11 protein-coding genes are annotated in these 15,282 nt (G+C 32.7%); 4 read left to right on the top strand and 7 right to left on the bottom strand.

The window, feature by feature from the left end; translation table 11 throughout:
• Positions 1-57: 57 nt before the first annotated feature.
• The 3 genes from SD960_RS09085 to SD960_RS09075 form a co-directional block, all read right to left on the bottom strand.
• Entirely contained in the window at positions 58-2,295 is a 2,238-nt protein-coding gene (locus SD960_RS09085) for a hypothetical protein (RefSeq protein ID WP_318802369.1), read from the bottom strand.
• 95 nt (positions 2,296-2,390) lie between these two features.
• On the bottom strand, positions 2,391-5,078 hold the full coding sequence (locus tag SD960_RS09080; RefSeq protein WP_318802368.1) for a carboxypeptidase-like regulatory domain-containing protein: 2,688 nt from the start codon (positions 5,076-5,078) through the stop codon (positions 2,391-2,393).
• A 40-nt stretch (positions 5,079-5,118) separates the two neighbouring features.
• Positions 5,119-6,027 (bottom strand): GLPGLI family protein, encoded by a 909-nt coding sequence (locus tag SD960_RS09075; protein WP_318802367.1) that lies wholly within the window; start codon positions 6,025-6,027, stop codon positions 5,119-5,121.
• A 233-nt stretch (positions 6,028-6,260) separates the two neighbouring features.
• Between SD960_RS09075 and SD960_RS09070 the strand changes: the two genes are divergently transcribed.
• From SD960_RS09070 to SD960_RS09055, 4 genes are all read left to right on the top strand, one after another.
• On the top strand, positions 6,261-7,070 hold the full coding sequence (locus SD960_RS09070) for a hypothetical protein (RefSeq protein WP_318802366.1): 810 nt from the start codon (positions 6,261-6,263) through the stop codon (positions 7,068-7,070).
• The gene (locus SD960_RS09065) at positions 7,070-7,684 is read left to right on the top strand and encodes a deoxynucleoside kinase (protein ID WP_026983862.1); all 615 of its coding nucleotides are present in this window, start codon (positions 7,070-7,072) and stop codon (positions 7,682-7,684) included. Before SD960_RS09070 ends, SD960_RS09065 begins: the two co-directional genes overlap by 1 nt.
• A gap of 180 nt (positions 7,685-7,864) precedes the next feature.
• On the top strand, positions 7,865-8,161 hold the full coding sequence (locus SD960_RS09060) for a type II toxin-antitoxin system HigB family toxin (protein WP_042566143.1): 297 nt from the start codon (positions 7,865-7,867) through the stop codon (positions 8,159-8,161).
• A 1-nt stretch (position 8,162) separates the two neighbouring features.
• Positions 8,163-8,531: a DNA-binding protein gene (locus SD960_RS09055; protein WP_318802364.1), complete on the top strand. Its 369-nt coding sequence runs from the start codon at positions 8,163-8,165 to the stop codon at positions 8,529-8,531.
• A 46-nt stretch (positions 8,532-8,577) separates the two neighbouring features.
• Here SD960_RS09055 and SD960_RS09050 read toward each other — a convergent pair whose 3' ends face one another.
• The 4 genes from SD960_RS09050 to SD960_RS09035 form a co-directional block, all read right to left on the bottom strand.
• A complete protein-coding gene (locus SD960_RS09050) occupies positions 8,578-11,124 on the bottom strand; it encodes a sodium-translocating pyrophosphatase (RefSeq protein ID WP_318802362.1) in 2,547 nt (848 codons plus the stop codon).
• A gap of 111 nt (positions 11,125-11,235) precedes the next feature.
• On the bottom strand, positions 11,236-11,766 hold the full coding sequence (locus SD960_RS09045) for an inorganic diphosphatase (RefSeq protein WP_042566140.1): 531 nt from the start codon (positions 11,764-11,766) through the stop codon (positions 11,236-11,238).
• Positions 11,767-11,876: 110 nt separating this feature from the next.
• Positions 11,877-12,476, bottom strand: a complete 600-nt coding sequence (locus SD960_RS09040) for a DNA-3-methyladenine glycosylase 2 family protein (protein ID WP_318802361.1) — start codon at positions 12,474-12,476, stop codon at positions 11,877-11,879.
• A 255-nt stretch (positions 12,477-12,731) separates the two neighbouring features.
• Positions 12,732-15,233, bottom strand: coding sequence for a DUF5686 and carboxypeptidase-like regulatory domain-containing protein (locus SD960_RS09035; protein ID WP_318802360.1), 2,502 nt, complete (start codon positions 15,231-15,233; stop codon positions 12,732-12,734).
• Positions 15,234-15,282: the final 49 nt, after the last annotated feature.

The raw sequence follows: 15,282 nt of genomic DNA, 5'->3' as shown, positions 1-15,282 counted from the left end.
AACAAAACCCGACAAAATAAATCTTGTCGGGTTCTTTTTTATGTAAATTTTAAAATTCTAATAAGTTCCGTTTTCCATTTTATTTAATGTCTCGCGAATTTCAACGGCAGTTTGTTCGTCAATTTCAGAAGTTAAAAACTTAACGGCCAATTTTTGAGTTGTGATTGCCTTATCTTTTTGTCCATCTTTATAATAAAGCTGAGCCAACGTGTCTAAGTAATATGGGTTGTTTTTAGTAACAATCAAACTATATTCAGACCAAATAATAGCATCTTTTATATAACTTGCATTTTCAGGTTTTAATGTTATCTGCCATGCAACAGAATTAGCAAGATTAGAATGATATTCTTTAAAAGCATTCCAACCTCCATAACTGTACTCAAATTCAGTATCAATTGTAGCATACAAATCATCTAATCGCTGAATTACGTTTCCTTTTTCGGCAGATAAATACTTATCGAAATAAGTGCTAAATTCTCTTATTAGTTCTACATCATTATTACTGTTCTCACCTTGTGAGGTTAAAAAAGTAAAATAGTTCTTGTACGAATCATAATTGCTTTTTCCGTAATTAATTAGTTTTTTATATAATACCCCTATTTTATTTTTATTCACACTTCCTTCAACACCATCCTGCGAGATATAAATGTTTTGCTGTAATGAAGATGAAATTTCAGAACTTAAAGTTCCCATATACATAGCAATTGCTTCTCCTTGTTCGTTTGCCGAATTCATTCCTTGTATTGCATCATAATGTTTTAGTAAATAATCAATTGCCAGGAAATCAGTGTCATTTAACACTCTGTCTTCATTAAATAGATGTTTATAAAAACCTTGATTTTTAATTTCATACAATATAGTTTCTGCTAAATATCTATTCGGTTTTGCATCTTTTTGGTGTGCTTCAATCAATTTTTTCCAAATTTGGGAAATCTCTTTTTTATCTAAACCAATTTTGGTGTACTTAAAATAAGTAACTTCATCTACATAAGCTGAATCTGCTTCGTAGTGATAATCATAAGGCAATTCCGTCGCTGCAGCCTTATAAAAAGCAGTAACCAAATCAGCATCTGTTACTTTCTTGTTTTTCTGCACATTTTTGAAAGCAAAAAATGCATCTGTTATTTGCAGACTTTTATAAAAATTTTCATAATAATTAAACTCTGACTTTTTATCTGATAAACTAGATTTTGCGGTAGCAAGAATATCACCATTAGCGTTTAAAACCACAATACCCGTATCATTAGAAATTTTATTTGCTTTTAGCCATTTTTTATCATTGGCTGTAGCTAAATAATAATTAAAAGCATCATATTGAGGATTATAAGAGTCATACATATAATATCCTACCTGAGATTCCTGATCTTTTATAAAATTTTCAAAGTCGGCTTTCGCAGAAGGATTTTTATCTATAGCAATTACCAAAAATTTACTTTTGGCATTTTTTGTTACCTCAATTGCTTTCTTTAAATTATTTTCGATTTTAATTTTAAAATCAAATTTTGGCTTTTGATAGGCCTCTACAACAGTTGCTGTAGTATCTACTTGTACATCTGTTGCAAAATCCTCCTTTACTAAGGCTTCTTTTCCCGGATATGTCCATTGTAAGACGCTTTGGTTCTCAATTGGTTTAATATTTGATACTGCGTCAGGCTTCGCATCTTTTGAATTTATAAATGTAATAGGATTTTTTCCTGCATGTTCTGAAATCTGCAATTCATTTGTTTTTTTATCATAAAAACCGGCAAGATTTAGATCATTTACTTCATCAAGTTCATATCTAATCGTAATTTCTGAAACATCTTTTGGCAAAGCAAATTTTGAAATCGTACTCTTTGCCTCATATTCTTCAAATACTAAATACAAGTAATCGGTACGATCAATTTCAAACTCAGTGTCGGTAGTAGTCCATTCGGGATCGAGCTTGGTTTTAATATCTGAAAGTCTTTCATATTGAACAGCTTCAGACCCTTTTTGAGTTCCTATATAAAATGAATAGAAAGAAGGATCTATAAACTTAATTTTAATTTTTTGGGCCTTATTATCATTCTTATAAGTAAGGTTAAAAGAATTTTCGCCCTTTTTATTTTGAATAAATACCAAAGAATCGCCTTTAATCTTGTAGTCACCAGAGTAAAAAACCAATTCGTATTTGTTATTGTCTAATAAGTTTAATTTGATTTTCTGACCCTTATTTGTAGAAATATAAGTTCCTTTTTCTATTGTTTTTGTTTGAGAGAAAGAAGCAAACACTACACAAAAAAACAATAAGAAACTCCATATATAATTGCGCATAATATAAATTTTGGCTTGTTAATATTAAACGTAAAGATATTTGATTATTATCGAAATCAATTGTCTTAAATCCAAAAATAGATACTTAATAGATACTATAAATTATATTTCATCGAAAAAATAATATAGCGCGGCTGCACGGTATATTGAGAAACCCTGGTTGAAAACTGAGAGAAACTGTCATCATTTAAATAGGTTGTGTTTAGAAGGTTTGTAGCAGAAATTTTATACTCCCATTTACTGTCTTTTTTTTGATAAATTAAACTGGCGCTCAGAAAATCATATTCGTTATCGACTGTTTTATTGCCATTGTAATAATGGTAAAATTCATATTCTGAAACAAACGAAAAACTATTCAGAAAATAATAATCCAATCTTGCAAAAGGCTTATCAGTATAAAATGTTGAACCACTGTATTTATTGATTAAAGCATTATATCCAAATTCAATATTAGGTAAGTTTTTATAATTTGTTGAAGCTTTTACAGTATAACTCTGTACAAAACTTTCTGTTGTTGCCAATTGATTGTTTTGAATATTATTAAACTTCGACCAATTGAAACTTGCATTTACCGAAGCTTTATAATTTTTTAAGAATGATCTTCCGTAATTTCCCATTCCGGAAAAAGTTTCATCGGCCAAATTTGAATTATACGGTACAGATGACTGATTAATTCCTGTAAATTCTGCTGCCGTTTTTATTGCATCTACTTTTTTGGTATAGGTTGCATTCGCAAAAATGTTCTCGAAATTAAACATATTATACTTGAAATATCTTAGTGTATGCACCTGCGAAGTAGCATTTTCCAGAAAACGATTTCCTCTAAACAAACTACTGTAATCAGATAAAACATAACCCGAAGCCAATTGATTAACATCTGTAAAATCGTTTGACAAAGAGAAATTATAAGTTAGCGTTTCTGCTTTTTTAATTTGATAAAGGGCAAAAAAATCAGGCAATACTTTTGTGAAATTTTGCGAATAATCAGTTCCTAGCTGAGTGTTTTTCATTGCATACGAATGCACACTAAATCCGGGCGTTAATGTAAATTTTCCTGTCAATATTTTATAATGAAATCCTAAAAATACGTCATCAAAATTATAATTGACCTGATTATTATTTTCCGAAGTATTCAGGTCATTTTTATCACCGTTATCCAAAATCTGAAACATGTGGGAATTAAAATTTTGATGTGAATAGGTATTCCCAAAAGTAATATTGATGTTGCTTTTTGGCGTTACCATATAATAGTAATCCAGTTTTGCATCGATTTTATTGGTTTTCACAAAACGATCCTGATTTAAATCGTTTCTGTCTTGTCCGGAAACATAACCTGCCAAATCAAAAGGCTGTGTTCTTAAATTGGCATTATAAAATGGGTTTTCATCCTGATACAAATGCTGCATTTCAAACGCAAAAATATTTTTAGTGCTTTGCGTATAATACAAACTCAAATTTTGATTTACCGATGTTGGATCCTGCTTTTTATTTGTTAAAATATTTTCAGTATCCGAAATATTCTGAACAACAGATTCACGCAGTAAATCTGTATCTTCATTTTGTTTTGATAATTTTGTTAAGATGTCGTAATCAAACTGAAATTTATCATTTGGCTTATAAGTCGAACTCAGTTTAAAAAGACCCAAATTGTTTTTTTGATGGGTTAATTCATCTCGTTTTTGCTGATCACCAGAATCTAAAATGGTAGTTTGCGACTTGGTTTCCAAATCTGTTTTTGAAGTCGAAAGAATTCCAAAACCGCTAATATTCCATGATTTCGTAACGGAATAAGCAAAATTTGTCGCTCCAAATTTCGTTTCAATTTCCTTGGCGCGATTGTTTCTCAAAAGCGAAATTCCAATATCATTCGAAGAAATATTAAAATTGCTTCCGCCCTTTTTCATCATGTTTTTAAAACCGCCCGTAAACTTAAAATAATCCTGCGCCGTAAGCGGTAGTTCGCCAATATTGTTGAAATTGGTGATTAAATTGATGCTGTATTTCGGACTATAATAAAATAGTTTTGGATTAATAATATAGCGGCTATCGAGTTCTCCAACTCCAATTCCTGCAGTAACATCACCAAACCAAAAATTCTTTTTGCCTTCTTTCAGTTTAATGTTCATTGCCACATTATCCTGATCGTTTTCTAAACCTTTTAAAGCACTAACTTCATTATAATTTCGCAAAACCTGAATTTTATCAATTGCATCTGCAGGAATATTTTTAACGCCAAGTTTAGTATCTCCGTCAAAAAAATCTTTGCCTTCAACCATTAATTTGCTTACTTTTTTTCCTTCCACTTCAATTTCTCCATCAGCATTTACCTCAACTCCGGGAAGTTTTTTCAAGACATCTTCCAGTTTCTTTTCTGTTCCGGATTTAAAAGAATCAGCATTGTAAACAATGGTATCGCCACTTATAGAAACCGGCATTTCGCGCACAATTTCTACACCTTCCAATTCAATTCCGACATCATCCATAACAATATTTTGAGCAATGTTTTCGGTTTTAGTCGAAATAGTAATTTCTTTCGATTTCATTCCGAGATAACTCACTTTTATCGAATAAGAGGTATTGGGTTTTAAGGTCAGTTGAAATCTTCCTTTATCATTTGTAATTCCGTACGAATCCATTGCTTTTGTAGCAGTATTTACAGCCATAATATTGGCCATTTCCAACGGATTTTTTTGTCCGTCCTGAATGAAACCATCAAAACGAAGACTTTGAGAAAAGGAAACAGAAGTCAATAAAAAAGCTACGAAACAAAGTATTTTGTTCATTTTAAGTTTTTTGGAATTTGAAATTTAGAAGTTTGAAGCTTTATCTTCCCATCATTGGCGGTGGTCCGCCGGCACGCCCACGATTCATTTCCCTAAATTCTTCCATCTTTTTAATTACAGTTTCATCGTATTCTTTTTGTGAAACTACTTTTCCTTTTTTAGATGGTTTTATTTCTGCTTTTTCTTTGGCATTCAAAACAATTTTCGAGCATAAAATCGTTGTTCTTCCGTCGTTTATTTCCAAAATCAAACCTGGCAAACCCCAATAGTTTTCGGGTCCTTGATTCACGGGAATTTCCGGCGTATACCAAGCCGTTACAATAATTTCTTTTGGCATTTCAAAATTGTCCTCGAAGTTCGTTTTGGTTTCACCCGAAGTTTTTTTGGCTTCATCCTTTTTTTCTTCGGTTTTTTTATCGTCGTTGTTTTTAGGTCTGAAATTTCTAAAATCAGTTTTACTTGCCTCTTTTACAGCTGTTGCTTTATAACAATTGTAACCTCCAATTTGCTTGGTTTCCTGTTCTAATTTCCAGTTTAATTTTGGCAGAGAATCGACAACGAGAAATTCTTTTCCCATAAATTCTTTATCAACCGTATACGATTTCGTTTTGACATCCTTGTAAAAAGTTCCTCCGCCACCCATAAACGAATTCATCATCACTCTCATTCCGCCGCCTTGTTGTCCGGGCGTGTCCAGTTTTTCTTCTTCTTTATAAATAGAAGCCGATTTATCAAAATTCAGAATAAACGTTTTCTCCAGCATTTTTTTCATTCGCTCTTCCATGTTCTTTTGCATCTCTGGCGTAATATCCCGATTACCACCTCGCATGCCTTCAAATTTTGGTGCCTGCGTTTTTGACTCATAAACAGCCATTCCCTGAAAATCTTTTTGCGCCTGCATTTGAGTAAATACAAGGATAAAAGACATATATATAATTACTTTTTTCATTTCGTTTTGTTTAAAATTGAGTAAATCCGATAAAACTTACATTCAAATGTATTATTAATTTTAAAATACTGAAAGTTAAATATATCAATTGCTGTAAGATATAGACAAAACCGCCTATTATTTAGACTATTACGTTTTAGAAATATTAAAACTTAAATTCAGGCAAATATGTCTTATTTAGGCAATTCATCGGGTAGTTTTTTGTAATTTGGCGCTTCTGAAATCTTAATCTTATGGGCAAAACAGTTCGTATTTTATTTTTATTATTTATCGGCTGCACTGTCTCTGTTTTTGCGCAAAACCAAAAACTAAACGTCACTTCAATCGCTCATTTTAAATTAGATGCAGATGAATTTATTGGTTATGATTCTTTTGGATTTTCCTATCAGATAAAAAACAATGTTTTCAGTAAAGTAAAAGGAAATGAGGTTTTTGAATACAAAAACGTTTCTCTTGGAAATATTACTAAAGTAGACATTCTGAATCCTCTGAAAATTGTTTTATTCTACGAAGATTTTAATACTGTTATTTTACTTGACAATCAATTGAATAAAATGACTGAAATTAATTTTTCTCAAAATAATATTCCCATTGTTGTTCCGGCGATTGGCATGTCTACCCAAAATCAATTATGGGTTTTTAATACTTTAAACCAGCAAATTGGTCTTTTTGATTATTTAAAAAATGAATACAAAACAGTTTCTACGCCATTAACAGAAACCATTAAATATTATCAAACCGATTTTAATACTTTTTACTGGATTGATAAAAAGAATAATTGGTTTTCGTGTGATATTTTCGGAAAAACAACCGCCTTAGGGAAAGTATACGATTTTGATGATTTTGAAATTATAAACAATCATCAATACATTTTTAGCAGTGCTAATTTGTTGTATTTTAAAGACATTTCTGATACAAATTCGAATACCGTTTCTGAAATCGAAGTTTTAGAAAAAACCTTTGATAAATTCTGCTACAAAGACCAAATTTTATCTATTTTTACAACTAAAGAAATTACCAATTATAAAATCGTAACACCGTAATGCACATAGCAATAGCAGGAAACATAGGCGCTGGAAAAACTACTTTGACTAAATTATTAGCCAAACATTTTAAATGGGAACCACATTACGAAGATGTTGTTGATAATCCGTATTTGGATGATTTTTACCATCAAATGGAGCGTTGGTCGTTTAATTTGCAGATTTATTTCTTAAACAGCAGATTTCGTCAGGTGCAGCAAATTCGCGAAAGCGGAAAGAAAATCATTCAGGACAGAACCATTTATGAAGATGCTTATATTTTTGCTCCCAATTTATATTCAATGGGATTGATGACAAGCCGCGATTTCGAAAATTACACTTCACTTTTTGAATTGATGGAATCATTGGTAAAAGCCCCTGATTTATTGATTTATTTGAGAAGCTCTATTCCAAACTTAGTAGGACAAATTCACAAACGCGGACGCGAATACGAGAATTCAATTTCTATCGATTATTTAAGCCGTTTGAACGAAAGATACGAAGCCTGGGTTCAGACTTATACCAAAGGAAAATTATTGATTATTGATGTTGATAATATCAATTTCGTTGATAATCCCGAAGATTTAGGAAACATCATTAACAGAATTGATGCTGAATTGAATGGGTTGTTTTAGAAAAAACACGAATTTCACGGATTTACAATAATAGAAAAAATGCCTCTAAAAATTTTAGAGGCATTTTTTGTTTCTAAAATTTTAAAAGACAATTTTATTTATAATTAATTTCTTACTTTTATTTCGTTTAAAAAAAATTTCCCGTTTTGGGAAAATTCAGTATATTTGCCATAGTTAATTATGAGAATAATAGCCAAAAGAACCTTGCAGAATTTTTGGGAAAGATTTCCAAATGCAAAACAACAATTATTATCTTGGTATCAGGTTTTTGATAAAAACAATTTTGATAATTCTAATTCAATAAAATCTTTATTTGGTTCTGCAGATTTTATAGGGAATAACAAAGTGGTTTTTAATATTTGTGGAAACCATTATCGTTTAATTGTGAAAATTAATTATGAAACACAAATTGTCTATATTCTATTTGTTGGAACCCACAATGAATATGACGATTTAAAAGATATTAAAAACTTGTAAAATGGATATAAGACCAATTAAAACAGAACAAGATTATGATTTAACTTTAGAGAGAGTAAATACTCTTTTTGATGCTAGGCCTAATACAGATGAGGCTGACGAATTAGACATTTTGGTAACTCTTATAGAAAAATACGAAAAAATACATTATCCAATTCCAGAACCAGACCCAATTGAAGCTATTAAATTTATGATGGAACAAAATGGACTTACTGATGCTGATTTAGGTATAATATTAAATAGCCGCTCTAGAGTATCGGAAATTTTTAAACGAAAAAGAGCTTTAACAATTACACAAATTAGGGTTTTAAATGAAAAACTTAATATTCCTGCCTCAACTTTAATTAAGGAATATGCTTTAGTTAAATAAAGCTTTGTCAAAGTTTTAAATTTTGACAAAGCTATCAAGTTGTCTTCTATTTTACAGCTTCTATTTTCGCTTTTACGTCAGCTTCTGTACCTTCAAAAACTTCTGTTGTTGTTGTACCGTTTTCGGTTTTGGTTACGGTTCCAACTGTTATACCATTGGTTGTAGATAAATTTACCTCAACTCTGTTTTTGCTGTATTTAGTTGTATCAAAACAATCTGTTTTTTGATGTGCATATTTTCCGTTTGCATCGTAATGCGCCAGACATTTTGCCGTTTCTTCTGCAGAACATCCTTTTTCTTTACACATTTTAACACATTCTTCTTTGGTCAGCATTGCTAAATTTCCACATTTAGAAGCAGTTCCTGCATGCATTTCCATTTTACAGCAAGCACCTTTTTCTGCAATTCCTGAAGTTGAATGTCCTTCTCCTAAAATTGGAGCAATTACCAAACCGATCAAACAAGTTAATTTAATTAAGATGTTCATTGAAGGTCCGGAAGTATCTTTAAACGGATCTCCAACTGTATCTCCGGTTACTGCTGCTTTGTGTGCATCAGAACCTTTATAAGTCATTTCGCCATTAATTAAAACTCCGGCTTCAAAAGATTTTTTAGCGTTGTCCCAGGCTCCTCCTGCATTGTTTTGGAAAACTGCCCATAGCACTCCTGAAACTGTAACACCGGCCATATATCCTCCTAACATTTCAGCAATCAATTGATTGTTATCTGCATAAACTAATTTCCCTAATAACACAATTGCAATTGGAAAACCTATTGTCAAGATTCCCGGTAACATCATTTCGCGTAAAGCGGCTTTTGTCGAAATCTCAACACATTTTCCGTATTCCGGTTTTCCGGTTCCTTCCATAATACCCGGAATTTCCTTAAACTGACGACGTACTTCGTAAACCATATCCATTGCAGCTTTTCCAACAGAATTCATAGCCAAAGCCGAGAAAACTACAGGAATCATTCCACCAACAAATAACATTGCCAGAACTGGCGCTTTAAATATATTAATTCCGTCAATTCCTGTAAAGGTTACATATGCCGCAAACAAAGCCAATGAAGTTAAAGCTGCAGAAGCAATTGCAAAACCTTTTCCGGTTGCTGCGGTTGTGTTTCCTACTGAATCTAAAATATCGGTTCTTGTGCGGACTTCTTTTGGTAATTCACTCATTTCAGCAATTCCTCCGGCGTTGTCAGATATTGGCCCAAAAGCATCAATTGCCAATTGCATAGCAGTTGTTGCCATCATTGCCGAAGCTGCCAAAGCAACTCCGTAAAATCCTGCTAAAGCATATGAGATCCAGATTGCTGCAGCAAATAATAGTACGGTCGGAAAAGTAGAGATCATTCCTGTTGCTAAACCTGCAATAACGTTTGTTCCTGCTCCTGTCGAAGATTTTTGCACAATGGCCATAACTGGTTTTGTGCCTAGTCCTGTATAATATTCTGTTACTGATGAAATAGCACCACCAACAATTAATCCTACCAATGTGGCGTAAAAAACACGTAATGATGAAATTTGTTGAGATCCTTCACCAAAAAATTCCATTGTCATTACTTCAGGAAGCATGTATTTTACTAAAAAGAAACAGGCAATTGCCGTTAAAACAATTGATACCCAGTTCCCAATATTTAATGCTTTTTGAACTTGTGCTTCTTTAGCATTGTCATCTGTGATTTTCACTAAAGTAGTTCCAACAATCGAGAATAAAATTCCAAAACCTGCAATTGCCATTGGAAGCAAAATTGGGCCAATTCCGCCAAAGACATCCTGGATATTTCCACCCATGTCTTTGATCACATAGTTTCCTAAAACCATTGCAGCCAAAACAGTTGCCACATACGATCCGAACAAATCGGCCCCCATACCAGCGACGTCTCCCACATTATCACCTACGTTATCTGCAATTGTTGCAGGATTACGAGGGTCATCTTCAGGAATTCCGGCTTCTACTTTACCTACTAAATCAGCACCAACGTCGGCAGCTTTAGTGTAAATTCCACCACCCACTCTGGCAAACAAAGCGATAGATTCGGCTCCAAGTGAAAATCCTGCTAAAGTCTCCAAAACTTTAGTCATATCTTGAGATGAAGTCCAAACTCCATGCATGAATATCTGAAAGAAAATAATAAAAAAACCTGTTAATCCTAAAACTGCCAAACCTGCAACGCCTAGTCCCATTACAGTTCCGCCTCCAAATGAAACTTTTAGAGCTTGCGGTAAACTCGTACGAGCAGCTTGTGTTGTTCTAACATTTGTTTTAGTTGCTATTTTCATTCCCATATTTCCGGCCAGAGCCGAGAAAAATGCGCCAAAAATAAACGCTACTACTATTAATATATGTGTGGTAGGAACAATAAAAGAAATTCCGGCTAAAACTAAACTTGCAGCAATTACAAAAAAGGTTAGTAATCGATATTCTGCTTTTAAAAATGCGAGGGCGCCTTCGTAAATGTGATCTGAAATCTCTTTCATCTTTCCGTCGCCCGCATCTTGTTTTAAAACCCAAGTCCTTTTTATTCCCATGAAAAGTAATCCAATAATTGCCATAACAATTGGCAAGTAAATCATAAATGCATTCATAATATAGTAATGGTTTTGGTTAATAATCAACAATCTAACTAAACGAATTTAAACAAAAAAGCAATACTCCTGACGGAGTATTGCTTTTTTTATAATAGAATAGGGTAAAAATTATTTAATACTAAATAATCCCTCTGGTTTGTTTTCGATATCATTAAAACGTTTAGTACACTCAGCAATAATTGCAAAAGCTTCGTTTACGTCTCCCCAACCTTCTACATCTACTTTTTTGTTTTCAAGATCTTTGTACACCTGAAAGAAATGCTCGATTTCTTTTACTAAGTGTGGGTTCATGTCTGAAAGGTCATTTAAAGAATTCCAGATTGGATCTGAAACCGGTACACAAATAATTTTTTCATCAGGTCCTTTATCATCAGCCATGTGGAAAACACCAATTGGTTTTACTTCCATAACACATCCTGGAAAAGTTGGTTCGTTTACTAAAACCAATACATCAAGAGGATCTCCATCAAGAGCTAAAGTTTCAGGAATAAATCCGTAATCTGCAGGGTACATCATTGAAGAGAATAACATTCTGTCGAAACGCATTCTTTTGATTTCAAAATCGTACTCATATTTATTTCTGCTTCCTCTTGGTATTTCGATTAATACATCGAAAGTTGTTAGTTTGTCTGCGGTCATTTTCGTTTTTTATTATTTCTATAATTGCGATTGCAAAAGTAACTAAACAATCCTTTTTTACAATAAAAAACTGCATTAATCTGCCTACTTTTCTTTTAAATAACAGACAGTTAATATGTAATTTTTCTATTTCGCTTATTTAGGTAATAATGCCATAACAAATATGTTGCATAAGATCGATAGGGCTTCCATTGTTCGGCATGAATTTCCATTTCTTGTTTATCATGAATATCGAGTAATTCTTTGATTGTATTTACGACTGCAATATCGCCTAACGGAATCAAATCTGGCTCTTGTAAACAAAACATCAGATAAATATCGATAGTCCAATTTCCAATTCCCTTTAATTTAATTAATTCTTCCCGGACTTGCTGTGCCGATTTTGTAGCCAAACTTTCAATATTGAGTTCTTTGTTTAAAACTGCATCAGCCAGAATTTTAATGTATTTTGTTTTCTGACGACTTACACCAAGACTTCTAAATTCTTCATCTGACAGAATGGACATTGTTTCCGGGTTGCAGGTTGTATGCCCCTTGATTTTTAAAAATGTGGCTTTCGCCGAATCTATAGACACCTGTTGTTCAAGAATAAGCAATACCAAAGTTTCAAAACCTTGCGGGCGTTTTGGAATGGGCGGTAATCCGTACTTTTCTATAATTTCCTGAAAGATTGGATTTTTAGTTGATAGAAAATCAATGGCTTCTTGCATGGCTTTGCTTTTAAAATCTATTCAAAATTAAAAAAGAATCTCGCAAAGGCGCTAAGTCGCGAAGTTTTTTGCACGCAGATTTTACAGATTTAAGCCGATAAGCGCAGATTTTAATTTTAATCAAACAAAAAAATCTGCTTAAATCTGTAAAATCTGCGCCAAATAATTGAACTACATTTTTAAATAAAATGATAAAAAACGCCAAACTGCAAGAATAAAACTTAGCGGCTTGGCGTCTTTGTGGCATTAACTTTATTAGAAATAGAATCCAAAAGATCCTTTTACAGCAAATTTATTAGCATCCGGAGCGTTTAGATAACTTCCTCTCCAGGAGAAATCGATTCTAAAAACTTTAAAGATATTTCCAATTCCGGCGTTATATTCCCAATAAACATTTTCTGGGGCATTGTAAGGCTGGTCTGAAGCATTTATTGCTCTATTTTCGGCAGAAATAGTTCCATGAACTGCTTTTACACCAACAAATTCTCTCCAATTCAGTTTTCTCATAAAGGGAACTCTGGCAAATAATCTTCCTCCAAAATCATGATTCCATTGCAGAGTTGTGTACTGATCTGTTATGAATTCGTAGAAATTTAAATTACTAAACGTATTTTCGATAGTAAAATAAGTCTGGTTTCCCGGAATTACACTCATTAATCCCAGCGGAATTGTTCCGAAAGTTTTTCCTGTTTCCAAAATAATATTTGATCTTCCTAAAGGCCCGATAATAATTGGCTGCTTGTAAAATACTTGTATTTTTTCGTAAGCAAAATCACTGTTTAATACTCCTTTTAAACCATAACTAAAGTTTACAAAGAAATGACTAAAAGGGCTATCTACAAGATCTCGTTCTACTCCAAAACCAATTGTTTTACGGTTTGGCATAAATTCGAACTGAATATTAGCTTCAGATTGTGTTACGGCACTTTGCACAACACCTGCCGGATTTTCCGCAGTGGGCAATGTACTATAATAATTTAAACTAAAAGTTGGTGAAGCTGATTCTAAAGTACGATAGGAAAGTCCCGCCTGAACAACAAAGTTTTTCATTGGTTCCATTTCAACCGAAATATTACTCAAATTAATATTGGTTAATTTTCCGTTGCTTCCAGTTGTAAACAAGGCTGAAGAAGCAAAACTTCGGCCTAAAATATCATTTGTTGTAGTTAAACTGGCTCCAATTTGTTCAATATCACGCCTGTTTCCTCCAGAAATAATGACTCTTTTTTGTTTATCTACCATCCATTTCCCCGAAACTCCGTATTTGAATTTACTATCATCAAAACCATAAGCTGTATAGGCTTGTATACGCCATGGATCATTGGGTCCAAAATACGTTCGGCCTCCTACTCTTAATCGTAAACCTTCGACTTCGTTGTAGCCAAACGTAGAGAATATAGGTCCGAAATCAAAGTTTTTAAACTCGATATAGCCACTTCCTAAAATCGAAACAAGACTATATAATTGCTTAAATCTCTTGACGGTTTGCAGCGTGTCAAGCATTTTATAAATTCCGGCTTCATCTTTATTTAATTTTTCGAAACGATTTTCTTCCCAGAATTCAGGTGGCCTGTCATAAACAGCATTGTCTATAAAATTGACTTCTTCTTTGTAAAATTTTTCCGGTTTTGGAATGTTGAATTTATGATTTCGGTATAATGTCGTACGTTTTCCATAAACTCCTTTTGATTTTTCTTTTTTATTTAAAGCAAAATCAGACATCATATAATCTCTGGTCAGTAAAAAAGTTGAATCGTTTTCTACTTCAAACTCCTGTTCTATATAAATATCCTTTACCCAGTTAATATTGGCGCTTTTGGTAACACCCATATTAATTTTCTTGATCGCAAAAGTGGTGTCATTTACCCAAAAATCTCCTTTAAAGGTTAATTCGTTTTTACGTCTTGGATAAAAAACGATATTATAACACCATTTTTTATCAATAAAAGCACTGTCTTTCAAAACATAATTGTAAACATCAATTCCGGTTCTTGAAAGTGGACTTGTAAAACTTTTATCAAAAAATTTAAGGTGATTATCGTAAATATTATAATCGGAATAAAGGTCTTTTACGAAAGACAAAATCTGCTGATTTCCATTAAAACCAGACATTTTATTTCCGTTTATATTCTCTTTTACTTTCTTTAATTTATTATCTCCATAAACATCGTAAACCGATTCGTTGATAAAAATTGGTAAATAAGTTTTCCCTGTAACATCAGATGTATCAACATGATCAAACACAAACTCCATTCCTTTAAAGAGTTTGTTTTTCATAAAAGCACTGTCGATTGTGTTCATATCAAACTCAACCTTCTCATACTTTTGCATTTGATATTGATTGAATTGGTACAAACCGTTTTTACGTTTTCTTTCCCAGATTTTCCTCAAAATATCTAATGCCGGATTGTTCTTTTTAGAGGTTTTCCCGGTAAAAATTACAACTTCATTAAGTGCCTCGGCTTCCCCTAAAACAATTTTAAAATCATAATTTACAGCTTTATCTAACGGAACTTCTTTATCTGAAAATCCTGCAGATGTAACCAATAAAGCTTTATAAGTATTTGGTGATTCAAGATAAAAACGCCCATCTTCATTAGAAACTATTCCTGTGTTTGATCCTTTAAAAACCACATTTGCAAATGGAATAGGCTGATTTGATTTATCCAAAACAATTCCACTCACTTTCGTTTGTGCAGTAGCAATAGCCGCAAATGCGAATACCAAAAATAGACTAAGTAAAATTATTCTTTTCATTGTCTGGGCAAAAAAAAACTTCATCAATTAACTATGAATGATGAAGTTT

Source organism: Flavobacterium sp. MMLR14_040, assembly GCF_033657265.1.
Classification (GTDB): domain Bacteria; phylum Bacteroidota; class Bacteroidia; order Flavobacteriales; family Flavobacteriaceae; genus Flavobacterium.
This window is presented reverse-complemented; position numbering and strand designations above follow the sequence as displayed.

What these genes read in the sequence shown, in the direction of transcription:
- SD960_RS09085 (WP_318802369.1), bottom strand. Translation starts at nt 2,295, where the DNA reads ATGCGCAATTATATATGGAGTTTCTTATTGTTTTTTTGTGTAGTGTTT.
- SD960_RS09080 (WP_318802368.1), bottom strand. Translation starts at nt 5,078, where the DNA reads ATGAACAAAATACTTTGTTTCGTAGCTTTTTTATTGACTTCTGTTTCC.
- SD960_RS09075 (WP_318802367.1), bottom strand. Translation starts at nt 6,027, where the DNA reads ATGAAAAAAGTAATTATATATATGTCTTTTATCCTTGTATTTACTCAA.
- SD960_RS09070 (WP_318802366.1), top strand. Translation starts at nt 6,261, where the DNA reads ATGGGCAAAACAGTTCGTATTTTATTTTTATTATTTATCGGCTGCACT.
- SD960_RS09065 (WP_026983862.1), top strand. Translation starts at nt 7,070, where the DNA reads ATGCACATAGCAATAGCAGGAAACATAGGCGCTGGAAAAACTACTTTG.
- SD960_RS09060 (WP_042566143.1), top strand. Translation starts at nt 7,865, where the DNA reads ATGAGAATAATAGCCAAAAGAACCTTGCAGAATTTTTGGGAAAGATTT.
- SD960_RS09055 (WP_318802364.1), top strand. Translation starts at nt 8,163, where the DNA reads ATGGATATAAGACCAATTAAAACAGAACAAGATTATGATTTAACTTTA.
- SD960_RS09050 (WP_318802362.1), bottom strand. Translation starts at nt 11,124, where the DNA reads ATGAATGCATTTATGATTTACTTGCCAATTGTTATGGCAATTATTGGA.
- SD960_RS09045 (WP_042566140.1), bottom strand. Translation starts at nt 11,766, where the DNA reads ATGACCGCAGACAAACTAACAACTTTCGATGTATTAATCGAAATACCA.
- SD960_RS09040 (WP_318802361.1), bottom strand. Translation starts at nt 12,476, where the DNA reads ATGCAAGAAGCCATTGATTTTCTATCAACTAAAAATCCAATCTTTCAG.
- SD960_RS09035 (WP_318802360.1), bottom strand. Translation starts at nt 15,233, where the DNA reads ATGAAAAGAATAATTTTACTTAGTCTATTTTTGGTATTCGCATTTGCG.